We start from the raw sequence: 23,220 nt of genomic DNA, 5'->3' as shown, positions 1-23,220 counted from the left end.
CCAACACTATTTATTATAGAACCTTGTTTATGAGAAAGACGAAAATTGTACTTTTTTTGTATAATTTTCGTCTTTTTTTTTACATTTTTTCATACATATGGTTTAATGGATATGTACTATTCATTATATTTATTTTTATTTTAATTTTAGGGGGAAAAAACACATGTTAAAAGAATTCCGCGATTTTATCGCTAAGGGTAATGTATTAGATATGGCTATCGGGGTTGTAATGGCAACTGCTTTTACTGCTATCGTTAATTCATTAGTAAACGACATTATTATGCCATTTGTTGGTTTGATTTTAGGTTCAACAGACTTCACTTCAATCACAGTAAACATCGGTTCAGCTGTATTAACAGTAGGTAACTTCATCCAAGCAATCATCTCATTCTTGATCATCGCTTTAGTATTGTTCTTCGTTATGAAAGCTGTTGCTTCATTGAAGAGCCAATTTGCTAAAGAAGAAGAAGCTGCTGAAGAAGAAGAAGTTGCACTTGTTGATAGCCAAGAAGTATTATTAACAGAAATCCGTGACTTATTACGTGAACAAAACAACCGTCAATAATTTGCTTGTTTTAGTTTAATTTAATGAAAAATGAATAGTCCTATATGGTTTGCGCCTTGTGCAAAAACCACATGTCTACGAGACATTAAATAAAGAAGAAAGTTGAGGTGTGGATCGCATCTCAACTTTTTTTGCGTTTTTGTTCGAAAGTATTAGAAATCTTTGTTTGAATTGTGATAGACTGACCAAGGATAACAAATTGCGTATAATTGATCAGCAATTCCATACACCATGGGATTGCTGGTCTTTTTTATGCGAGATTTTTAGGAGGAAAAAGGAAAAATGGATTTTCATATGAAATTACCACGTTCAGGTAAGGATTTTGTCATCTTTTTATTAATTGTCTCATTAATTTCAGTGAACACGATTGGGCCAACCATTACTATGTACCAAATGGGTTTTAGTTTGGAAACATGGAAAATGACCCTTAAAGTATTGCCATTTATTTGGATTGCAGTTGTGATTTTAGTTTTACTCACACATCCAATTGCGGAAAAAATGACGCAAAACTTTTTGTCAGAGGGAGATAGTTTTAATGCAACATTAACAGTAAATATCTTGTTCAATGTTTTCTTGATGTCTATCTCCATGACCATTATTGGTACTTGGATTGGTATGGGCCAAATTTCTTGGTTGCCATTCCAAACATTCCACATCAATTGGCCAAGAAACTTTGCGATTGCCTTTGCCATTGAAGCATTAGTGGCACAACCAATTGCACGCCAAGTTTTGTTTATGATGCATAAACGTCAAGACGCTCAAGCGGTAGCAGAAGATTAATTTTCAGCAGTAAAAAAGAGGAAGTCATCACGCAATTGCATGAGGACTTCCTCTTTTTGTGTTGCAGACTTAATCTCGACTGATGTAGTTGCCAACGGGGTAATCGCTTGGATCTAGTTTTGTTGCCTCTCCGTTAATCATGCGCGCAAGTTCTCGACCAATTAAGGGACCTGTTGTTAAACCACTGGAACCAAGACCACTCGCCACATATAAATTGGCTTGGTCAGGTATTGGCCCATAGAAGGGCGCATAATCACTGGCATAGGCGCGGGTGCCGACTTTTAATTCATTCACAGGAAAATCGGCTAATTCCGGCACAAGGGCATAGGCTGTGGACAAAATGTCCGCCAATTGACTAGGTTCTGTGGATAAATCATAGCCTTTTTCATCCTCATGGGTGGCACCAATGAAGATTTTGCCATCAAGATGAGGGATAATATCGCCTTCACCTTCTGGCATGATTAAAGGAATTTGACTTGTGTCCCAATCGGTTTGGATGACTGCTAGTTGGCCTTTTTGTGGTCTGATGTCCACTTGATAGTCGTGACCTATTAAGAGACTTGGTAACCAAGCACCACTAGTTAAAACCACGATATCATAGGATTCTTGGTCTTCTTTCACGATAATTTCATGGTCGGAAATTTTGTCTAATGACACTTTCATATCCTTCACACGTAAACCAAATGTACGGGCACCAGCCAGTAAATCTTGGCACAAGGCTTGGCCGTCAACAACGGCACCGGCATCGGTTTGAATCAAATCACCGTCGTAGCGCCAAGCTGGAAATGCAGCCTGTTGATAACTTGGGGATAACTTGTGAATTTCTTGAATTAATGGTGCATCCACTTGGCGTTTTTGAGCGATTGCCATCAAATCATCGATGAGTTTGGGTTTTTTCTTCAACAGCCAAGTTGTTTTTTGTTGATAAGCTGTGGTCTCGATGCCGGTTTCGGCTAGGTCTGCTAGTAGGTCTCGGTAAAAATGGGCACCGCCATTGGCTAGACGATACCAAGGCTTGTTGCGACGTTTGGAAAACCAGGGACAGATAATCCCGGCAGCTGCTTTGGTTGCTTGGCCGTGGCCATCATCATATAGGGTTACGTCGTGGTCTTGGGATAAATAAAAGGCAGCGGTAGATCCTACCATCCCGGCACCAATGATTGCAATCTTCACGTAAATTGCTCCTTTTACATATACTACTTATTTCTTACGTTTGTGATCATTTGTTGCTTTGTGGTCTTCTTTTTCTTGACGCTCTTGCATTTCGCGGTAGGTTTTACGGTTCAAGATTGGGCGTTTCAGCATTAAAGTATTCCACAAGTTGTTCAAGCGCATTGGTTCGTCAGAAACGGGTGAGCCGTTTGCTTCGTCATTGTTTAATTCGGCTTCCTTCACAGGCGTTGGTGTGCCGTCGCTGACTCCTGCTTGGCCAGTCATGTAGGCATCTACAGTAGGTGCAGCTTCAGCGGCAGTATTACTTTTCGCCACACGGTTTGAAATCCAATCGTCTACTTTGTCGCCGACGTTGAAGTATTCGGACAAGATGTAGTAGCCAAGGAAGATGGCGTCGATGAACCAGATGAACCATACGGGTAGGTTGAATTGGGCTACGCGATAGGTATGGATGACATATGGTAGGACGACGACTAGGATGCTAGCGAATACGGCTGAGAATAGGTACAGGATGTTGAAGTCTTGATACCATTTACGGCCGAATGATGTGTTGCGTCGGAATTGGACCCAGAAGAATAGGGCTGAGAAAACGACGAATATTTGCAAGGGTAGTCCTAGTCCTGATACTGCGACCGGCATTTGAATTGCGGATGCAAAGTCGCCCCACCATGCGTAGCCTGCGATGAACATGTATATCGCGTAGATGGTAAGGGTTAGTAGTACAAAGGCTACTACGCCAGGGATGTATTTGCGGATATCGAAGTCGTAACGAGCGATGTTTAGGCGGCGAAGGGTTAGTTTACAATAGTCTTCACCTGACATGCCTAGGACTTCTTCGGCAGAGATTTGACGTAATTCTGCGATTTGCAGGCGTTCGATTAGTTTACTCAGTTCTTGGTAAATGGCTGTTTGTCCAGGGGCGCTGGTTAGGAAATAGGTTTCGCAATCGTCATAGAATGAGCGCATGTCTTCGGATAGGGCTGCGGCTTTTTGACGGTTTTCGTTGCGCAGGGCCAATGCCTGGTCGTTCACCATGTCGGTATTATATCTACGTTGTGCCATTTGATACACTCCTCATTAGGCAATTTTATCAAAAGTAAGTTTACAGCATGAAAACTGTCGATTACTTTTCATTCTTTATTATAGCTTATCTAAAAAACCAAGTGTAGCAATAAAGAAATCTTTACTAAATCTGTAATTGTTTATATAGGTGGATATAGAAATAGATTCAGTAGGGTCAGGTTTGGGAGATTTATTTCTTGGATTTCACAAAATGATAATATAATTATAAAAAGAAATAAAACATTAGTTTTTTTTAATATTGATGTTAGTATAACTGTTAAGTCGAAACGTGTTAAAGAAAAGTTTGCATTGAGGAGGTTCTATGAAGAAATATTATTTGAGGTATTGGCGGGAGAATGCTTTGTTAGTTGGGTTGATTTTCATTGGGGCAGTTGCCCAAATATTGTCTAGCGTCCTGAATGCAAATGTATTAAATGCCTTAATTGCTTTTGATTGGCAAGCAATGTGGGTGGGAATTTTATGGGTGACGGGTTTACAACTCTTGTATGTGGTCAGTCTTTTATTTAAAATTCCCTACCAAGCTTATGTCACACAAAAGATGATTACAGCTATTCGTAAGGACATCACGCAATCGATTGAGCAACTATCTTACCAAGCTTACCATGAGAAGCATTCTGCTAGCTTAGCCTCATGGTTAACGAATGATATGCAAACGATTGAAACAAATGGTATTGATGCGGTTTATGAAATGATTACCTTAATTTTTATGGGTATTGGTGCCATCATTGCTTTACTGTATTTCCATTGGTCCATTCTGTTATTTTCACTTGTATCATCTGTCATTACCTTGTTATTGCCACGATTGATGACCAAACGCGTTCAAGCTGCGACCTTAGCTGCGACAGAGGAAGAAGAAAAATTCATGCAGGTAATCACGAATTCCCTACAAGGATTTGACACCTTATTTTCTTATAACTTGTTGTCACGGATTACCAAGCGTATAGCGCAAGGATCTAAAGATGTGGGGAAAGCGACTGTCCACCAATATAAGCAAATGACTTATTCAGCTATTTTAGGTGCAACCGGCAACGTATTTGGTCAAATCGGAGTTTGGGGACTAACTGCCTTTTTAGCTTTCCGTCAAATTGTGCCGATTGGGTCGATTATTGCCACAGATGGGTTGAGTTCGCAACTCTTTAATAGTGTAGGAAACATTAATAATTACTGGATTCAAGTCCGGATGGTTGAGCCAATATTTGAAAAATTCGATAGTATCCAGGCTAATCCAGACAAAGTATATGTACCTTTTACAGCAGGAGAACCCACCATTCACTTGGATGAACTTGCTTATGCCTATGGCGATAAGGCTATTTTTGATCAATTGAATTATACTTTCGAAGCTGGTCATAAATATGCCATCGTTGGGAAAAGCGGGTCAGGGAAAACAACCTTACTCAATATCTTAAATGGGAAGTTGACGGATTATCGTGGTTCCGTCCAATTGATGGGCAACGAATTAAGAGACGTGGATGGCTATGATATTAGACAAGAAATTATCTATTTAGATCAACTACCATTTATGTTTGAGGGCAGTATCCGGGATAACGTCACCTTGGATAATGTATTTTCAGATGAAGAGGTTTGGGCAGCACTCGATAAAGCGGGTCTTACAGACCTAGTTCAAGGTTTAGCTAATGGTTTGGATACAGATATTGGTGAAGCAGGCCGTCTTTTATCTGGTGGGCAAAAACAACGTCTGGCCTTAGCCAGGGGCTTAATTCATGGCAAACGCATCATTCTCCTGGATGAAGGTACGTCTAGCCTTGACCAAGAAACGGCTTTAAAAATTGAACAAGACCTTTTGGCAAACCCTAACTTAACGGTGATTATGATTACCCATCATTTACAGGATACTATCGCAACAAAACTAGACGGTATCTTAAGCCTAACCCCTGATTCATTTGGTTTAGCTGAAAGTTAGTTAGACAGCTTATTGGTGAGCAGATTATTCTTCCACTGGTTGTGGGCTGAGCGCTTTTTCTCTCATACTATGCTGGTCCCACGGCTTTAAGGAACGTACACTGCAAGGACGAAAAACGAAGATTTCATATTTTATGTTTAAAAGGGCTAAAGTCTTTGATTTTAGTCCTTTTTTCATGAAAACACTTCAAGCTTTACATACATGACCTACTCATCATGAAAGATTAATGATAGAATACAAACAAATATCTAAATTTCCAAACATGAGAGGATGTTCCCAATGACGATCAATAAACGATTAGCTCAAATTACCAAATCCGAAATCCGCGCCTTTGACGCCAAGGTTTCCAATATTCCAGATTTATTAAACTTCACCATTGGAGAACCCAACTTCGATACGCCCACTTTTGTGAAAGAAGCGGCCAAACGTGCCATTGATGAAAACCAAACGCACTATGCACCTTCAGATGGCCTACCTGAATTACGCCATGCTATTGCGGACTACTACAAACGCCGTCAAAATCTTGATTTAAATTGGGATCAAGTATTGGTGACTGTTGGGGCTACGCAAGGTTTTATGATTACCATGATGGCCTTATTGAACGAAGGGGATAAAGTATTTATTCCGTCACCTTACTTCCCTTTATATGGTTATGCTTCTATTTTATCAGGCGCTGATACCATTAAATTTGATACATCTAATGATGATTTCACTTTGACTGCTGAAGCTTTGGAAGCCCAATTATCAGCTCATCCTGAAATTAAATTGGTTATGTTGAACTATCCAAACAACCCAGCTGGTACGACTTACACCAAGGCGCAAATTCAAGAACTTGCTGCAGTGTTACGTCAACACCCGGATGTTTATGTTTTGTCAGATGAAATCTATGCTGATTTAGTATACGGCGAACCGCATTACTCAATCCTTGAAGAATTGCCAGAACAAGTCATTTTACTAGCAGGTGCATCAAAATCTTTTGCCATGACTGGTTTCCGATTAGGGTTCCTACATATTCCAGCTGACTTATATGAAGAATTCTTTAAAATCTTCCAAACAATGGTCACATGTGTGTCTACGCCAGATCAGTGGGCAGGTGCCGCAGCTTATAACCAAGGAGACCAAGCCGTTGACGATATGCGCGATGAATACAACCGTCGTCGTCAATTAATTGTCGGTCGTTTAGAAGCTATGGGTATCGAAGTACCTGAAGCAGCCGGTGCCTTCTACGTCTTTCCGCGTATTCCAGCTGTTTATGGCGATGATGACGAACGTTTTGCCTTAGATTTAGCTGAAAAAGGTAAGGTCGGCGTCATTCCAGGTTCTGCTTTTGGACCAGGTGGTCAAGGCCATTTCCGTTTCTCATATGCTGCAGCGTATGAAGATATCGCAGAAGCCATGAACAGAATGGATGCTTTCATGCAAACATTAGATAAGTAACGCTTATCTGTAAAAAATATGTGTCCGGGATATGCCGGGCACTTTTTTTGTCTAAACGACTTGGTGCGGATGGTCTTTTTCCGACGATTCAAAAAGCAATGTTCAAAATATTGTGGCGAAATATTGGTCACAATAGACAAAGATAAAAGGCTTCAAGTAAAATGGAGCGGAGAAACGTTTTTAGGGGGGATTCGATGAGTGAATCGAATGAAATAAAGCAAGTGAATTGGGTTCGTGACGTCATCATATTTTTAACGAGCCAAGGTATATCCTTATTTGGTTCCTCTATCGTCCAATATGCTATCATGTGGTATATCACGATTGAAACCGGCTCGGGACTTATGTTGACCTTATATATGGTTTGCGGTTTTCTACCAACTTTCCTACTGTCACCATTTGCGGGTGTGTGGGCTGACCGCTATAACCGAAAATTATTAATTATGTTGGCGGATGGGGGGATTGCGATTGCTACCCTTGTCTTGGTTTATTTCTATAGTATTGGGTACCAGGAAATATGGATGTTGCTGATTGTGGCGGCTATCCGTGCCTTAGGTGCTGCTATTCAAACACCGGCAGTCGGTGCCGTTTTACCACAAATCGTGCCAAAAGAACATCTGACACGAATTAATGGATTGAATTCCTCTATCCAGGGAATCTTAAACTTCGGATCACCCTTAATTGCAGCCGCCTTATTTGCAGTGTGGCCCTTATCACAGATATTCCTAGTAGACGTGGTGACGGCCGGTCTAGCCATCTTTACCATGTTATTCCTAAAAGTCAAAACCCACGATAAAGCTAATCAAGAACAACAAGCGAGCTATATGGATGACTTTAAATTAGGTATCCGCTACGTTTGGGAACACGAATTCCTACGCAATCTCTTTATTTTGCTAGCCTTGTATATGATTATGGTCGCTCCTGCGTCCATGTTGCCGGTACTGGTAGTTACCCGTACTTATGGCGATGAAGTATGGCGATTATCAGCAATCGAAATCGCCTTTTCTGCTGGTTTTGTCCTTGGTGGAGGTATCATCTCCTGGTGGGGTGGTTTTCCAAACCGTACAAAAACCATCTCGATAGGTGCTTTTCTACTAGCGGCCTGTACCTTGGGGTTAGGTATGACGACCAATTTTTGGGCTTATGTCGTCTTGATGGTCCTAACTGGAATTGCCGTACCATTCTTCAATACACCAGCCATGGTGCTCATTCAGGAGCACGTAGAAGACGCCTACCTTGGACGCGTTTTTGGCGTTATGTCCATGATCAATACCGCAATGTTACCACTTGGCATGTCTCTATTTGGTCCACTCGCTGATATCATGCCAATATCCATCATTCTATTATTTGCCGGCTTTGTGCTAATGATTATTGCCTTTGGCTTTAGCCGAAATAAGGCGCTCATCGAAGCGGGCAAACCTTTAGCCAAGATTGATGCTTAATATTTTGTCAAAAAGTCATGCATATTTTTTAATATGTATGGCTTTTTTGTATGCAATCAAAGGAAATATCACAAAACTTCAAATTTCATCAACCACTATAAATCTATACATATCAATGGTTTTCGTCTATTCGTCAAAATATATTTGTGAATGGTCAAAAAAAGTCAGTGAAAAGTGTTGACAAAAAGTAAGTGCCTTGCTATACTATGTTCATAAGTTAATTCGAATTCGAGAATATGGAATTCGGAATAATATAAAATTTTCACAAACTTTATCACAAGACAACTAAGGGGTGAAAAAGAATGACTAACAATTCTTCAGGGTGTAGTTGCAGCTAAACGATGTTGGCGCTCACCAATGAAATAAAAACGTATATAAAAAATAAATCACAATTAAAACGAAACACTAAAAAAACAATGAAAAATTATTTATCTTACAAACAAATAACAATTCATTATCACAACGTCACTAAGAACAATAATCAAACTAACTAACTAACAAAACTAACAAAACTAACACGATGAAAAAATAACATTTAACCTTTGAAAGGGGTTCTCAAATTATGAAAAAAGTATTTATCTCACCAGCAAAATATATCCAAGGCGCAGGCGTTTTAGCAACAATCGGTGAAGAAGTCGGAAAAATGGGTAACAAAGCATTTATCATGGCAGATAAAATCGTTTGGGGTATCGCAGGCGAATTAGTAGAAAAAAGCTTCAAAGACGCAGGCGTTGATTACCACTACGAAGAATTCACAGGTGAAGCTTCTAAAGGTGAAATCGAACGTATCGCAAACATTGGTAAAGATCTAAACGTAGACGTAGTCGTTGGTTTAGGTGGTGGTAAAACATTAGATACAGCTAAAGCTGTAAACGATGCTTTAGGTACTAAAATCGTGGTTGCACCAACAACTGCTTCAACAGATGCACCAACAAGTTCATTATCAGTCATCTACTCTGACGAAGGTGTATTCGAAGGTTACAAATTCTACAACAAAAACCCTGATTTAGTATTAGTTGACTCACAAATCATCGTAGGTGCACCAGCATTCCTATTCGCATCTGGTATGGGTGACGCAATGGCTACATTAGTAGAAGCAAAAGCATCTCAAAAACGTAATGCAACTACAATGGCTGGTGGTAAAGCAACATTAGCTGGTACTGCGATCGCTGAAAAAGCAGAAGAAATCTTGTTTGAACAAGGTATCGCAGCTTACAAAGCCGTAGAACAACACTTAGTAACACCACAAGTAGAAGCAATCATCGAAGCAAATACTTTACTATCAGGTTTAGGATTTGAAAACGGTGGGGTAGCGGCAGCACATGCAGTCCACAACGGTTTCACAGCTTTAACAGGTGACATCCACCACTTGACTCATGGTCAAAAAGTAGCTTACGGTGTCTTGGTACAATTAGTATTAGAAAGCCGTTCAGAAGAAGAAATCTTGAAATACGCGAACTTCTTCAAAGCAATTGGTTTACCAACAACATTAGCAGACATCCATTTGGAAAATGCATCATTCGAAGACTTAGTGAAAGTCGGTGAATTAGCAACTTCTGAAGGTGAAACATTACAAAACTTTGACCCAGAAGTAACTGCAACTGACGTTGCTTACGCTATCCAAGCAGTAGACGCATTAACTTCTAAATAATCAAACCAATACAAATTGACTAATCATTAATAACAAAAGACATTCAAGCCTAGCCATCGCTTGAATGTCTTTTTGTGTTTTTGGGTAAAGCTATAAGATCTTTTCAAAGGGTTTCCGTTACGGTTGGGGATCGTAACGGATGACACTAAAGATTAAAACCTAAGGTTGCATGTGAGTTGCAGCCAACTTCTTTGCATGTGTCCAGATGAGCGACTAATCGTATACGAGCGTGTCCATTTTTTGAGGAGGGTGGTGACTTATTCAGGCAAATAAGGCACAGACTCACTACTAATGTGATTTATTTTAGACAGAAAACCCCCATCACAATAAAAAAACATCCGCGCCCCTTGAAAATAGGTTCGTGGATGTTTTTGTTAAATGAAATTATTTCCAGTCAGCGTTTTTCATTTGTAGGATTTGGTTGACGCGGCGACGATCCCAATGTGGCCAAGTGTTTGGTTGGCCAGTTTCGAGTGTTTTCAAAGTAGCCATGTCTTCATCAGACAGGGTGAAGTCGAAGACATCGAAGTTTTCAATCATGCGGTCGCGGTGCGTTGTTTTGGGAATTACGATGCGGTCCAATTGTAATAGGAAACGTAAACCGACTTGGCTGTTACTTTTTCCATATTTCGCCCCAATTTCCGCAAGTACGGGATGCGTGAAGAAATCATGTTTCCCTTGAGCGAGTGGTCCCCATGCTTCAAAGGCAGTGCCATATCCTGACATGGTGTCTGCCAATTCATCTTGTTGATGGAAAACGTGTGATTCCACTTGGTTGACTGCTGGTACAGTGTCCACAAAGTTCACAAAATCTAAGTAGCGACCTGGGTAGAAGTTGGATACCCCAATAGCGCGAATGATTCCTTGGCGATGTAACTTTTCCAAAGCACGCCAAGCACCATAATAGTCACCGAATGGTTGATGTAATAGGACTAAATCAAGATAGTCGGTATCTAGTCTTTTCAATGAACCGTAGACAGCATCTGCGGTTTTCTCTTCGCCAAAATTCGTTGGCCAAATTTTCGTTGTCAGGAAAACCTCGCCACGAGGGACGTCTGATTTATCTAGAGCCGAACCAACAGCTTCCTCATTTTGATAATATTGGGCTGTATCGATAGAGCGATAACCAACCTCTAGTGCATCAAGAACAGAACGTTCACATTCATCAAAATCATTAATTTGAAAAACACCAAAACCTAGTTTAGGCATGGTAATACCATTATTTAAGCGAATATATTCCATGTTGCCACCTCCGTTGTCTTTATTATATAAGAAAAGACTTACATATTCATGATGTAAGCCCTTCATTTTTATGATTATATTTGGTCATCCCCGTCGAAACCCTCTGCTAATGGCGTCAGTTTACCACTTTTGGTCATAGCATGGATTTGCTTCAAGATTGGTTCAAACAAGGTAATGTTATTGCGGTTCTTACCATAGAACAATTCATTTGGTAAGAAAATACGTTCATCTCCGCGTTGTTGACCAGTAAAGGCAGCAATTAAGCTAGATGCGACAGATAATTCCACCATGTTGCCACTTTTTTCCACCAATTCAATCTGCGTACGTGGTTTTTCGGCACTCGGACGATAGAAGTCATATGGTAAATCAAAACGTGAATTTAAAGCCACGTAGTAACGGATGTCGTAACCCAATTTACCCACTAGATCAATCAAGACTTTTAAGTCCTCTTGATTTTCTTCTTCGCTATAGGTCACTGATTTAAATGGTTTTCGATCAATAAAACGCACAGCCAAATCTTTTAGAATTGGGTCATTGGCAAAATGAATCCAGTGTTGGAAGTAAGTTTGTAAAACCCCATCATCTAAACGAAGATAGTCATCCAAGGTCCAATTTTGCATGAAGAATGGTTCCAAGAATGGTGCATGCGTTTCGTGGTCTAGATAAGGGTCTTCTGTTAAAAAGAGTTCCTGTGCTCTTTTAAGCAAATGATTTAAAAGCATTTCCATACCTCGTGATACAGGGTGGAAGTAAACTTGCATGTACATTTGGTAACGACTGGTGATATAGTCTTCTACCGCATGCATCCCGTTGTAGTCGAAACGAATCCCATCTTTATAAGGATGCATGACACGTAAAATACGGCTCAAATCAAAATTCCCATAATTGGTCCCTGAGAAATAAGAATCGCGCAATAAATAATCCATCCGGTCAGCGTCAATTTGACTAGAAATCAATTGCACAACTTGCGGGTTTGGATAAGTCTTATTGATGACAGAAGCCACTTGATTCGGAAAATCTGGGCTAACTGAACGTAAGACATGGTTGACTTCAGTATCTTCAGACAAGATGATTTGTTGGGTAATTTCTTCATGATTGGTATTAAAAATACTTTCGAAGGTATGGGAAAAAGGGCCATGCCCGATATCATGTAGCAAGGCTGCACATAGCACAACCAAGCGTTCTGAATCATCCCAAACGCCACCATCTTCTATTGAATAATTGCGGACAAATTTATCACAAATCTTGCGGGCAATTTCATACACGCCTAGGGAATGGCTGAAACGAGAATGTTCCGCCCCATGGAAGGTGTAAGAAGCTGTACCCATTTGTTTGATACGGCGTAGTCGTTGCATTTCTTTGGTGTTGATGAGGTCCATAATCACTTGTTGTTGCACATGAATGTAGTCATGGACGGGGTCCCGGAATACTTTTTCAGGGATGCGTTTACTTGCTTCGGCAATACTCATAACAGTCTCCTTTGGTGAAAGTCATTCACTCTATATATACGTTATATTTGCAGAAAGTAGCGATAAAAATTAATCTTTGCCTAAAATATCGTAGATTACTTGATTGCGCTTCTGCATGCGTTCTAGGTATTCGCTCGTTTCTATTGTTGTGACATCACGGTTTTCAACCGTCACGCCGTTGACTTTAAAAGCAGTCAAGAAATCATCAATAAAATCTTGTACGCTGTCGATGGCGGTAAAATCGCTGAGGTTACGCATGATATCTGGATCTACTTGCGGATAACGATCCTTGTCATCTAGGTCTGCGCGACCAGCGGCATACATGTCTCGAACTACTTGCCCGCGGTTGGCTTGGTCTCCGGTGATTGAAATGTAGACGTAAATTCCTACCGCATGACCAATACGTCGTTGGGCGATGCCGGCTATTTTTTTCCCACGAATCGAAACATCAAATTTCCCAGGGCAGTAAGATGTCTCGATTTCGCCGACTTCCAGCTGGATGTTGTGGGCGTCCATGGCTTCTTGCATCAAATCAACGATGAGTTGGTAGGCGTCATCGATAGCCAGACGTTTGTGCTTGGTATCTAATAAGAGGGTGAAATTGACTACGTTTGGGTCTGAAACGACCGCTAAACCGCCTGCAGGACGTACGACTGGGACGATACCCGTGTTGTCATGCAAATGCTTTACAGCAGCCGGTAAATCAGGCAAACGTGTGTCCATACCACCAAGAATAACAGTCGGGCTCGTCGGCCAAAAATGTAAGGCGAGCGGCGCATCAAACTGTCCGCGGTTAATGGCATTCAGAATGGCATCGTCAACCGCAAATGGCGCCAATAACTGATCATGGTCCGCCAAAGATAGAGGGACGTTGTCATGGTAAATATCTTGATATACAGCCATTTGTAATGGTTGATCCGTTGGTAGAAAACTATCGAATAGCATAAGTCGATCCTTTCGTCACTTTTGCCTACATTATAGCATAAAAAGGCTTGCAATCGTGATTTCAAGGCGGTTTCTCGCGGTTGATTACCTTTGACCTTGGCTTGAATCATGGTAAAATAGAAAGGATGAAAATTAGAGGAGGCTACCCTATGGCTGCGGCTGGGAAAAAAGCAATACGTGTTCAAGTGAACAATTACATACAACAAGCGCGAGACGGCGAACAAGTGAGAGAAGTATTCACAACCAACACAAGTGGTTTTTACTATGAAGTGGGTTCTGCTTTTTATATTGAGTACCTAGAAGAGATTACAGAAGCGCCAGTGAATGTGCGTTTGAAATTTATGGGCGACCAACAAGTGGTGATTCGTCGCCAAGCATTTGGTACTGAAACGACCATGACTTTGGTCAAGGATACGATGACGGATATCTTGTACCCGATTGCCAACCAACACACGATTGTGTTCCAAGGTATGCTAACAGATATGAAGGTTGAAGTGGGCGACAACCAAAAAGTGGACGCGGATATTAGCTATAAACTCTATCAAGCAGGCGAAATGATTGGTCAATACCAAATCGCATTGCAATCAAGGGCCCAAGTGTAGTAATATATAGTGGATATACTAGACGATTAATCACAGAACGTTGGTTATAAGGCGAAAGGATGAACTAGCAGTGGAATTAAAAGGATTAGCTGGTCAAAACAGAGAACAGTTATCAATGATTGAAGTAGCGTACGAAATTTTAGTTGAAACAAACAACGTATACGAATTCAATGATTTATTGGCTGAAATTCAAGACTACTTAAACATGTCTCAAGATGAATTAGAAAGCAAAATGGCAAACTTCTATACAGAAATGAACTACGATGGTAGCTTTATTTCTTTAGGTGAAAACCGTTGGGGCTTACGTGAATGGTATGCTGTTGATTCAATCGATGAAGAAATTATTTCTTCAATTGATGATGAAGACATCAAATCTAAACACAAAACAACTAAGAGCTTGTTTGCGGCTACTGAAGATGACGACTTAATTGACTACGCTTCAGATGACCCAGAAGACGGCGATTACGTAGATGACGAAGAAGAAATCTACGACGACGAAGATGAAGATGAAGAAGATGAAATCGCAGCTTACTCATCAGATTTAGGTGACTTAGGCGACGATGAAGAAGAAGACGACCTAGAAGATGGCCTTGAAGGCGATTTATCATTGGTTGACGACGAAGAAGACGACGAAGAAGATTTCTAGTCGATAATAAAAACGTGATCTAAAATGAAAATAATGTTTTTTCTTGACTCACAATGACAAATGCATTATTATTCTTTTTGGGCACTTTAGTTTTCAACTAAGGTGATTGAACACGTTACTCCCTGTCTTTCAGCTTGAAAGGCGGGGGTTTTTTTATTTTTTCAAAGGAAAATATTTATTCGATTCTCCCTTCTTAGCACAGTATAAAATTTTTAGGAAAAGGAAGGATATCATGACAAAATATATTTTTGTAACCGGTGGGGTTGTTTCTTCAATCGGTAAAGGTTTAGTAGCAGCATCATTAGGACGATTATTGAAAAACAGAGGTTTGAAAGTAACTATCCAAAAATTTGACCCATATATCAACGTTGACCCAGGGACTATGAGCCCTTACCAACATGGGGAAGTATTTGTATTAGATGATGGTACTGAAACTGACTTAGACTTAGGTCATTATGAACGTTTCATTGATATCAATCTGAATAAATATTCAAACGTTACGACAGGTAAAATTTACTCTGAAGTAATCGAAAAAGAACGTCGTGGCGACTACTTAGGGGCAACTGTCCAAGTAATTCCACATATTACAGACTCAATTAAAGACAAGATTTTGCGTGCCGGTGAAACAACAGGTGCTGACGTTGTCATTACTGAGGTAGGTGGTACTGTTGGGGATATTGAATCTACACCATTTATCGAAGCATTACGTCAAATGCGTAGCCAAGTTGGTCCAGAAAACGTATGTTACATCCACACAACTTTAATTCCTTACATTGCAGCTGCAGGTGAGTTGAAAACAAAACCTACACAACACTCTGTGAAAGAATTACGTGGTATGGGTATCCAACCAAACATCTTGGTTGTACGTACTGAAAAACCATTGCCAGACAACATGCGTCAAAAAATCGCACAATTCTGTGACGTTGAAGAAGATGCAGTTATCGAAAACCGCGACGTTGAAACTATCTATACATTGCCATTACGTTTACAACAAGAAGGCTTAGATGACAAAGTTTGCGAAGTATTAGGCTTAGATGAAACACCAGAAGCTGATATGCGTGAATGGCGTAACCTTGAAAACCGTGTATTGAACTTATCTAAGAAAGTGAAAATCGCTTTAGTAGGTAAATATGTATCACTTCAAGATGCTTACCTTTCAGTTGCTGAATCATTACGTCATGCAGGTTATGCCCATGATGCAGAAATCGATATCGACTGGATCGACTCTGAAACAGTAACTGCTGAAAATGTTGAAGCAATTTTAGGTCAAGCTGACGGTATCCTTGTACCAGGTGGTTTTGGTAACCGTGGTATCGAAGGTAAAATCGAAGCAATTCGTTACGCTCGTGAAAATAATGTACCTTTCCAAGGTATTTGTTTAGGTTTACAAGTAGCGTCAATCGAATTTGCACGTAACGTTTTAGGCTACAAAGATGCGAACTCAACAGAAATCAACCCGAACACAGAACATCCTGTCATCGACTTGATGTTGACACAAGCTGGTGTTGAAAACATGGGTGGTACACAACGTTTAGGTCTATACCCATGTGCCTTAAAAGAAGGTTCAAAAGCACGTGAACTATACGACAACCAACCATTAGTTGAAGAACGTCACCGTCACCGTTGGGAATTCAACAACGACTATCGTGAACAATTTGAAGCAGCTGGTATGGTATTCTCTGGTACTTCTCCTGACAACCGTTTAGTAGAAATTATTGAAATTCCAGAACACCCATTCTTCGTGGCATCTCAATTCCACCCAGAATTCGCTTCACGTCCAAACCGTCCACAAGCAATCTTCAACGGTTTCGTTGGCGCATCATTAGAAGCAAGTCAAAAATAATAGAGTGTGACAAAAGGCGTTTAGATCCAAGTCACTGGAAGATTTATGATGTGCCACTCAATGAGTGGCGCGAATGAATCTGAAGTGAAGATGGATCTGCCTTTTGGAACAGGTTTTAACAGAGTGCGACAAAAACCGCTAAAATTGAATTATCGTTATAGAAGCTGGAACAAAAGCCCGTAAATACAGGTGCCAACAATTCGTTATAAGAGTTGTTGGCGCCTTTTTTTTGAAAAATTCTTTTTCATTGGAATTTGTTATTAGTTTCANNNCCGTGAAAGAGCATGAAATCGAGATCGTGGCTCGATTTCAAACCGGGAGACCGTGGCTCCCGGTGGTGCCACGGCTATAAGGACCGTACACAGTAAGGACGAAAATCGTAGATTTTATACTTTACTACCAGCATCTTTTTTATGGGAAATAATTAGAATTTCCTAAAAATAAGTGTTGACTCTGTATGGATATCTCTGTAAAATAGCCAACAGAGTAAAAAAACGGGGAGAACTGAACTAGCGAAACAAAGATGGACCTTTTTATTAGAGCTGTTCGCCAATATTTGTACCCATATCAATAAAAGCGAACATTTTTTATAACCGGCATCGGCTAGTATAATCAGCAACCTGTTTTCGTTGTTGGTTATTTTTTTTGCCCATTTTTAGAAAACAAACTTGTATTTATGGAAAGGAAGTGCCCTGTGGATCCGAAAAAACCGATTATTGCCCTAGATTTTTCCAACCAAGAGGACCTGTTTCATTTTTTAGATCAATTTGAAGGTCAACAACTGAATGTGAAGGTTGGCATGGAGTTATTCTATGCGGGTGGTAAACCCTTCCTAGAGCGTATTCAAGCGCAAGGACATGATATTTTCCTAGACTTGAAATTACATGATATCCCGAATACTGTAGAACGTGCTATGGCCATTCTAGCAAGCACTGGCGTTGCGATGGTAAATGTACATGCAGCAGGTGGGAAAGAGATGATGGCAGCCGCTTTACGTGGTTTAGAGGCCGGATCCAATGGGAAACGTCCATTATTAATTAGTGTGACACAATTGACGTCAACATCAACTGAACAAATGAATCAAGAGCAAGGAATTCCTGGTGAGGTATTAGATTCAGTTTTACGTTATGCCGAGTTAACAAAAGCAGCGGGCTTAGACGGCGTTGTGTGTTCACCATTAGAAGCTGCAGCGATTAAAGCAGCTTGCGGACCTGATTTCTTGACCGTTACACCAGGTATTCGCTTGGAAAGCTCTGTAGCAGATGACCAAAAACGTATCATGACACCAGCCAAAGCATCTCGCAGCGGGTCAGATTACATCGTTGTTGGACGCCCAATTACCCAAGCTGATGATGCGGTAGCGACCTATCAACAAATTGTAAGTGATTGGTCAGGACAAAAATAAGGAGGATTTTCATGACATTATCAAAAGCGGACTTAGTTGCCCAAAAATTATTAGAAATTAAAGCTGTAAACTTTAGCCCAGATGCACCTTATACATGGGCAAGTGGTTTGAAATCACCAATCTATACAGATAACCGTTTAATCATGTCATTCCCTGAAGTACGTTCAGTTATTGAAGATGCTTTAGCAGAATTAATCAAAGAAAACTTCCCGGATGTTGATATCATCGCAGGTACTGCAACAGCAGGTATTCCGCATGCAGCCTTCGTCAGTGACCGTTTAAACTTACCAATGATTTATGTACGTTCTTCTGCTAAAGACCATGGTAAACAAAACGCTATTGAAGGTACTTTGAAAGCCGGCGATAAAGTTGTCATCATTGAAGATCTAATCTCAACTGGTGGTAGCGTCATTAAAGCAGCGGATAAAGTCCAAGAAGCAGGTGGGGAAGTATTAGCTGTTGTCGCTATTTTTGACTACTTATTACAAGCAAGTAAAGATGCATTTGAAGCAGCAGGTTACCCATTACTAACTCTGACAAACTATGTCAAAATCCTAGATTATGCCGTGCAAGATCCAAAATTATCAGCACATTATGATAAATTGATGGATTGGTATAAGGATCCTAAGGCTTGGTCTGACCTTCACGGTTAGGCCTCGCGCTTAATTGAATATCTTTTTAGTCGACTACTAATTGCAATTAGACCTTATTTTTTTTTGCCTATTTTTATTTTGGTATAGCGAAAATGAGGAATTTACGCCAACTTTACAATATAAAGGAGCATATAATGGAAAAAATAAATGAAAAAAATCTTCAAACGGCCGACGTTACAAAGCCACTAAATAAATCACAACGCAATGCACTTATCGCGGCAATTGTCGCTTCAGGTACAGACGATTTAAACGTCATGTTCCTAGCTTTCTCAATGTCATCAATCATCGCTGACCTAGCAATTTCAAGTGTTGCAGCTGGTTGGATTGCAACCATCACAAACTTCGGTATGTTAGCTGGGGGCTTGGTTTTCGGGGTGTTAGCAGATAGATATAGCAAGATGAAAGTCTTCTATTTAACAATTCTAACTTTCTCAATCGCAACAGCATTAATCTTCTTCACGCCAAACATTCAATACTTATACCTATTACGTTTCATCGCGGGTATTGGTGTTGGTGGTGAGTACGGTGTAGCCATTTCAATCATGGCTGGTTTAGTACCATCTAAACAACTTGGTCGTATTTCGTCCCTAAATGGTATTGTTGGACAAATTGGATCCATCACTTCAGCATTGCTAGCAGGTTTTATCGTACCGGCATTAGGGTGGAGAGGTTTATTCCTATTCGGTCTATTACCAATTCTAGTAGTTGTCTGGGCGAAATTAACAATCAAAGAGGACGAACTAGGTATCAATACAGATGAAGTAGTTGAAGATGCGGCAGCTGAAGAAATTGTTGGTGCGAAACCAGCAATTAGCGATTTATTCAAAACGCCAGCTTTGACATACCAAACAATCATTTTAATGGTGATGACGACTGTGCAAATTGCCGGTTACTTCGGTATGATGAACTGGCTACCAACTATCATGCAAGAACAAGTTGGCGTAACTGTATCAGGATCTTCATCTTGGATGATTACAACAATTCTTGGTATGTGTTTGGGGATGTTAACATTTGGCCAAATCTTAGACCGCATAGGACCTAGATTAGCTTATGGTTCATACCTAATCGCTTCAGCCATTGCAGTATACTTATTTACTTTCGCAAATTCAGGTGCAGCCATCTTAATCGGTGGGGCAATTGTTGGTTTCTTTGTAAATGGTATGTTTGCTGGATACGGTGCGATGATTAGTCGCTTATATCCTTTTAAAATTAATGCTATCGCAAACAACACTATCTTGAACGTAGGTCGTGCTGTAGGTGGTTTCTCAAGTGTAATCATCGGTTACATCTTGGATGTATCTAGCGTATCAATGGTAATGATTTTCTTATCTAGCCTATATATCATTAGCTTTATCGCGATGATGAGCTTGAAACAATTAAAACGTGCAAATTTTGAACAACACCAATTACATATTCAACATAAAGTAAACGACTAATGTTTTATAAAGGACGATTATGACCTAGTGATAATTAGGGAAATAATCGTCTTTTTTCTTTTTAAATAGTAGAATATAGGTCTCGATACTGAAAAAAACAGTAAAAATAAACATTGCAATTATTGCACTTCAAACTTTATATAACGAATGGTTACGATTACATAGGGTCATTTTATGGCAAAATTTAATACTTGATTTTTCTTTGTCAAAACGCTTGTAAAGTGTAAACGATTAGAGTTAAAATAAGCTCGAGCACATCAAAATTAAAACTCAGGGGGAACTTTTTTATGCCATTAGAAAATATGGTCGACATGCTTGCAAAAGCAAAAGACGGTAAATATGCAGTAGCACAATTAAATATCAACAACTTGGAATGGACTCAAGCTGTATTAGAAGCAGCACAAGCAGAAAACTCACCAGTAATCTTAGGTGTTTCTGAAGGTGCCGGCAAATACATGGGTGGCCCAGAAGTTGTAGCCGCTATGGTAAAAGCTTTAGTTGAAAACATGAATATTACTGTACCAGTTGCTTTGCATTTAGACCATGGTTCATCTTTTGAATCTGCTAAACGTGCAATTGACGCTGGATACACTTCAGTTATGATCGACGGTTCTCACCACCCAATCGATGACAACGTAGCTATGACTAAACAAGTTGTAGAATACGCTCACGAACGCGGTGCTTCTGTTGAAGGTGAAGTTGGTACTGTTGGTGGTACTGAAGATGGCGTTACTGCTGGTATCAACTACGCAGATAAAGAAGAATGTAAACGTATCGTTGACGAAGCTGGCGTAGATGCTTTAGCAGCTGCATTAGGTTCAGTTCACGGTCCTTACTCTGGTGAACCTGTTTTAGGTTTCGATGAAATGAAAGAAATTTCAGAATACACTGGTGCACCATTAGTATTACACGGTGGTTCTGGTATTCCTGAAGAACAAGTTAAGAAAGCAATTGAACGTGGCCACGCTAAAATCAACGTGAACACTGAATTACAAATTGTCTTCACAGCTGCTGTTCGTGAAAACTTAAACAACGACGACAAAGTTTACGACCCACGTAAAGTGTTAGCACCTGGTAAAGCTGCTATCGTTGAAACTGCTCGTGAAACTTTACGTATGTTTGGTTCAAGCAACAAAGCATAATTCACTTTTTTGAGCGAATAACTTGTTTTATATAAACATGTTGAGCAATAGCCTTTGGGTTATTGCTCTTTTTTTGTATTCATATGTTAGTAAAATGCGCTGAAATGCGTAAATACGGTCAAAATTGATAGCTAAACATGAACATTCATCCCCTTATAGGTTATAATAGATGGACAAAGGTTAGTTGACTTTCTGTATTTTTTGCAAAGAAAATAACACAGAAGTTAAAAAATCCATTAAAATTGGCGACTTTGCTAGTTATATGGCTTAGAATTAGGTATAATCAACCATGCATTATTACGCTAATTTGGACAAGTGGACTAATCGTTAGGACAAACTTGTCCTTTATCTTATAGATAACAATCTGTGAAAGACTAAAATTGAAAGAAAACAAAACAAAAAACAAAAATGATGAGTGAGGGGTTTTATAATGGAAAAGTTTATCATCAAGGGTGGTAATCCTTTAAAGGGAGAAATTACGGTTTCCGGAGCTAAGAATAGTGCGGTTGCCTTAATTCCCGCAGCGATTATGGCAGATTCACCTGTTGTAATTGAAGGTGTACCAGAAATTGATGACGTATTTGCTTTAATTGAAATTCTTAAAGACTTTAATGTAGATGTAGAATTTAGTGAAAATGTCATCCGTATCGATCCAACGCATATGGAAAATATTCCAATGCCAAATGGTAAAATCCAAAGTTTACGTGCGTCATACTACTTTATGGGTGCCTTGTTAGGTAAATACGGCGAAGGTGTCGTAGGTTTACCAGGTGGTTGTAATCTAGGTCCACGTCCAATGGATTTACACTTGAAAGGTTTTGAAGCCTTAGGTGCGACAGTAACGAATGAACTAGGTGCGATGCATTTAACAACAGATGGCAAAGGTCTAGTAGGTGCTGAAATCTACCTAGATGTTGTCAGCGTTGGTGCAACAATTAACATTATGTTAGCTGCATCTCGTGCACAAGGTACGACAATCATTGAAAATGCGGCGCGTGAGCCTGAAATCATTGATATTGCAATGTTATTAAACAAAATGGGTGCAAAAATTAAAGGTGTTGGTACATCAACAATCCGTATTGAAGGTGTAGCTGAAATGCACGGTACTTCTCACCAACAAATTCCTGACCGTATCGAAGCAGGTACTTATATTGCGGCAGCTGCTGCATTAGGTGACGGTGTTACCATCAAAAATGTAATTGCAGAACATATTGAAAGTTTCTTAGCGAAATTGCGTGAAATGGGTGTAAAAATGGACATCACTGATGATGCAATTTACATTCATCCAACAAACGGGGAATTAAAAGCTGTCGATATTACAACAGCACCATACCCTGGGTTCGCAACAGACTTGCAACAACCAATTACACCTTTATTATTAACAGCAACAGGTTCAGGTAAAATCCTAGATACAATCTATCCAAAACGTGTGAAACATGTGCCAGAATTAGCACGTATGGGTGCAAATATCTCTGTTCAAAATGATCAAATTTCATATACAGGTCCAAATGCCTTTACAGGTGCTACTGTGACTGCTTCTGACTTACGTGCAGGTGCTGGTTTAGTAATCGCAGCGTTAATGGCTGAAGGCGAAACAGAGTTATTTGGTGCAGGAAATATCTTACGTGGTTATGATCATATCGATAAAAAATTAGCAGCAGTCGGCGCAGACATCGAGTTAGTTCATTATGACTACTCTGCCCTAGACTAATATCATTCCTAAAGTTATTTAAAACATCTGAGTCCCTACTGTTACATAGGGACTTTTCCTATTTTTAGGGCAAACTG

19 protein-coding genes are annotated in these 23,220 nt (G+C 40.0%); 14 read left to right on the top strand and 5 right to left on the bottom strand.

The genetic code is table 11. The features are described 5' to 3' along the window. Positions 1-163 precede the first annotated feature (163 nt). Both mscL and EF384_RS05955 read left to right on the top strand, forming a co-directional pair. On the top strand, positions 164-565 hold the full coding sequence (gene mscL, locus EF384_RS05960; protein ID WP_123780235.1) for a large conductance mechanosensitive channel protein MscL: 402 nt from the start codon (positions 164-166) through the stop codon (positions 563-565). A 282-nt stretch (positions 566-847) separates the two neighbouring features. Beyond that, a complete protein-coding gene (locus EF384_RS05955) occupies positions 848-1,345 on the top strand; it encodes a hypothetical protein (RefSeq protein WP_123780233.1) in 498 nt (165 codons plus the stop codon). 69 nt (positions 1,346-1,414) lie between these two features. Here the strand turns inward: EF384_RS05955 and EF384_RS05950 are convergent, their stop codons facing one another. After that, entirely contained in the window at positions 1,415-2,518 is a 1,104-nt protein-coding gene (locus EF384_RS05950) for an NAD(P)/FAD-dependent oxidoreductase (protein WP_123780231.1), read from the bottom strand. Positions 2,519-2,545: 27 nt separating this feature from the next. Beyond that, positions 2,546-3,580, bottom strand: a complete 1,035-nt coding sequence (locus EF384_RS05945) for a hypothetical protein (protein ID WP_123780229.1) — start codon at positions 3,578-3,580, stop codon at positions 2,546-2,548. Between the two features lie 322 nt (positions 3,581-3,902). On the opposite strand from EF384_RS05945, the gene EF384_RS05940 reads away from it, so the two are divergent. The 4 genes from EF384_RS05940 (at position 3,903) to EF384_RS05925 (ending at position 10,049) form a co-directional block, all read left to right on the top strand. Next, on the top strand, positions 3,903-5,522 hold the full coding sequence (locus EF384_RS05940; RefSeq protein WP_123780227.1) for an ABC transporter ATP-binding protein: 1,620 nt from the start codon (positions 3,903-3,905) through the stop codon (positions 5,520-5,522). A 279-nt stretch (positions 5,523-5,801) separates the two neighbouring features. Continuing rightward, on the top strand, positions 5,802-6,959 hold the full coding sequence (locus EF384_RS05935) for a pyridoxal phosphate-dependent aminotransferase (RefSeq protein ID WP_123780225.1): 1,158 nt from the start codon (positions 5,802-5,804) through the stop codon (positions 6,957-6,959). Between the two features lie 194 nt (positions 6,960-7,153). After that, entirely contained in the window at positions 7,154-8,398 is a 1,245-nt protein-coding gene (locus EF384_RS05930; protein WP_123780223.1) for an MFS transporter, read from the top strand. Positions 8,399-8,960: 562 nt separating this feature from the next. Beyond that, positions 8,961-10,049, top strand: a complete 1,089-nt coding sequence (locus EF384_RS05925; RefSeq protein WP_199729727.1) for a glycerol dehydrogenase — start codon at positions 8,961-8,963, stop codon at positions 10,047-10,049. A 384-nt stretch (positions 10,050-10,433) separates the two neighbouring features. Here EF384_RS05925 and EF384_RS05920 read toward each other — a convergent pair whose 3' ends face one another. The 3 genes from EF384_RS05920 to EF384_RS05910 form a co-directional block, all read right to left on the bottom strand. Further along, entirely contained in the window at positions 10,434-11,291 is an 858-nt protein-coding gene (locus EF384_RS05920) for an aldo/keto reductase (RefSeq protein WP_123780219.1), read from the bottom strand. A 74-nt stretch (positions 11,292-11,365) separates the two neighbouring features. Beyond that, complete coding sequence (locus EF384_RS05915; RefSeq protein WP_123780217.1) at positions 11,366-12,760, bottom strand: HD domain-containing protein; 1,395 nt, start codon at positions 12,758-12,760, stop codon at positions 11,366-11,368. A 69-nt stretch (positions 12,761-12,829) separates the two neighbouring features. Then, complete coding sequence (locus EF384_RS05910) at positions 12,830-13,705, bottom strand: lipoate--protein ligase family protein (protein ID WP_123780215.1); 876 nt, start codon at positions 13,703-13,705, stop codon at positions 12,830-12,832. Positions 13,706-13,854: 149 nt separating this feature from the next. Here EF384_RS05910 and EF384_RS05905 point away from each other — a divergent pair, with 149 nt between their 5' ends. The 8 genes from EF384_RS05905 to murA all read left to right on the top strand — a co-directional run bounded on the left by EF384_RS05905 (position 13,855) and on the right by murA (position 23,143). Beyond that, positions 13,855-14,307: a DUF1934 family protein gene (locus EF384_RS05905; RefSeq protein ID WP_123780213.1), complete on the top strand. Its 453-nt coding sequence runs from the start codon at positions 13,855-13,857 to the stop codon at positions 14,305-14,307. Positions 14,308-14,377: 70 nt separating this feature from the next. Continuing rightward, a complete protein-coding gene (gene rpoE, locus EF384_RS05900; RefSeq protein WP_123780211.1) occupies positions 14,378-14,953 on the top strand; it encodes a DNA-directed RNA polymerase subunit delta in 576 nt (191 codons plus the stop codon). A 232-nt stretch (positions 14,954-15,185) separates the two neighbouring features. Further along, a complete protein-coding gene (pyrG, locus tag EF384_RS05895) occupies positions 15,186-16,796 on the top strand; it encodes a CTP synthase (RefSeq protein WP_123780209.1) in 1,611 nt (536 codons plus the stop codon). A gap of 694 nt (positions 16,797-17,490) precedes the next feature. Then, positions 17,491-18,201, top strand: a complete 711-nt coding sequence (gene pyrF / locus EF384_RS05890) for an orotidine-5'-phosphate decarboxylase (RefSeq protein ID WP_123780207.1) — start codon at positions 17,491-17,493, stop codon at positions 18,199-18,201. A gap of 11 nt (positions 18,202-18,212) precedes the next feature. Next, positions 18,213-18,854 (top strand): orotate phosphoribosyltransferase, encoded by a 642-nt coding sequence (pyrE, locus tag EF384_RS05885; protein WP_123780205.1) that lies wholly within the window; start codon positions 18,213-18,215, stop codon positions 18,852-18,854. Between the two features lie 134 nt (positions 18,855-18,988). Continuing rightward, on the top strand, positions 18,989-20,290 hold the full coding sequence (locus tag EF384_RS05880; RefSeq protein ID WP_233570050.1) for an MFS transporter: 1,302 nt from the start codon (positions 18,989-18,991) through the stop codon (positions 20,288-20,290). 287 nt (positions 20,291-20,577) lie between these two features. After that, on the top strand, positions 20,578-21,432 hold the full coding sequence (gene fba / locus EF384_RS05875) for a class II fructose-1,6-bisphosphate aldolase (RefSeq protein ID WP_123780201.1): 855 nt from the start codon (positions 20,578-20,580) through the stop codon (positions 21,430-21,432). 430 nt (positions 21,433-21,862) lie between these two features. Further along, on the top strand, positions 21,863-23,143 hold the full coding sequence (murA, locus tag EF384_RS05870) for a UDP-N-acetylglucosamine 1-carboxyvinyltransferase (RefSeq protein ID WP_123780199.1): 1,281 nt from the start codon (positions 21,863-21,865) through the stop codon (positions 23,141-23,143). Positions 23,144-23,220 lie beyond the last annotated feature (77 nt).

Origin of the sequence: Aerococcus agrisoli (assembly GCF_003797145.1) — a bacterium.
GTDB classification, from domain to species: Bacteria; Bacillota; Bacilli; order Lactobacillales; family Aerococcaceae; genus Aerococcus; species Aerococcus agrisoli.
Note: the sequence above shows the minus strand (reverse complement) of the source record. Positions and strands in the feature narration are given on the sequence as shown.

What these genes read in the sequence shown, in the direction of transcription:
- mscL (WP_123780235.1), top strand. Translation starts at nt 164, where the DNA reads ATGTTAAAAGAATTCCGCGATTTTATCGCTAAGGGTAATGTATTAGAT.
- EF384_RS05955 (WP_123780233.1), top strand. Translation starts at nt 848, where the DNA reads ATGGATTTTCATATGAAATTACCACGTTCAGGTAAGGATTTTGTCATC.
- EF384_RS05945 (WP_123780229.1), bottom strand. Translation starts at nt 3,580, where the DNA reads ATGGCACAACGTAGATATAATACCGACATGGTGAACGACCAGGCATTG.
- EF384_RS05940 (WP_123780227.1), top strand. Translation starts at nt 3,903, where the DNA reads ATGAAGAAATATTATTTGAGGTATTGGCGGGAGAATGCTTTGTTAGTT.
- EF384_RS05935 (WP_123780225.1), top strand. Translation starts at nt 5,802, where the DNA reads ATGACGATCAATAAACGATTAGCTCAAATTACCAAATCCGAAATCCGC.
- EF384_RS05930 (WP_123780223.1), top strand. Translation starts at nt 7,154, where the DNA reads ATGAGTGAATCGAATGAAATAAAGCAAGTGAATTGGGTTCGTGACGTC.
- EF384_RS05925 (WP_199729727.1), top strand. Translation starts at nt 8,961, where the DNA reads ATGAAAAAAGTATTTATCTCACCAGCAAAATATATCCAAGGCGCAGGC.
- EF384_RS05920 (WP_123780219.1), bottom strand. Translation starts at nt 11,291, where the DNA reads ATGGAATATATTCGCTTAAATAATGGTATTACCATGCCTAAACTAGGT.
- EF384_RS05915 (WP_123780217.1), bottom strand. Translation starts at nt 12,760, where the DNA reads ATGAGTATTGCCGAAGCAAGTAAACGCATCCCTGAAAAAGTATTCCGG.
- EF384_RS05910 (WP_123780215.1), bottom strand. Translation starts at nt 13,705, where the DNA reads ATGCTATTCGATAGTTTTCTACCAACGGATCAACCATTACAAATGGCT.
- EF384_RS05905 (WP_123780213.1), top strand. Translation starts at nt 13,855, where the DNA reads ATGGCTGCGGCTGGGAAAAAAGCAATACGTGTTCAAGTGAACAATTAC.
- pyrG (WP_123780209.1), top strand. Translation starts at nt 15,186, where the DNA reads ATGACAAAATATATTTTTGTAACCGGTGGGGTTGTTTCTTCAATCGGT.
- pyrE (WP_123780205.1), top strand. Translation starts at nt 18,213, where the DNA reads ATGACATTATCAAAAGCGGACTTAGTTGCCCAAAAATTATTAGAAATT.
- EF384_RS05880 (WP_233570050.1), top strand. Translation starts at nt 18,989, where the DNA reads ATGGAAAAAATAAATGAAAAAAATCTTCAAACGGCCGACGTTACAAAG.
- fba (WP_123780201.1), top strand. Translation starts at nt 20,578, where the DNA reads ATGCCATTAGAAAATATGGTCGACATGCTTGCAAAAGCAAAAGACGGT.
- murA (WP_123780199.1), top strand. Translation starts at nt 21,863, where the DNA reads ATGGAAAAGTTTATCATCAAGGGTGGTAATCCTTTAAAGGGAGAAATT.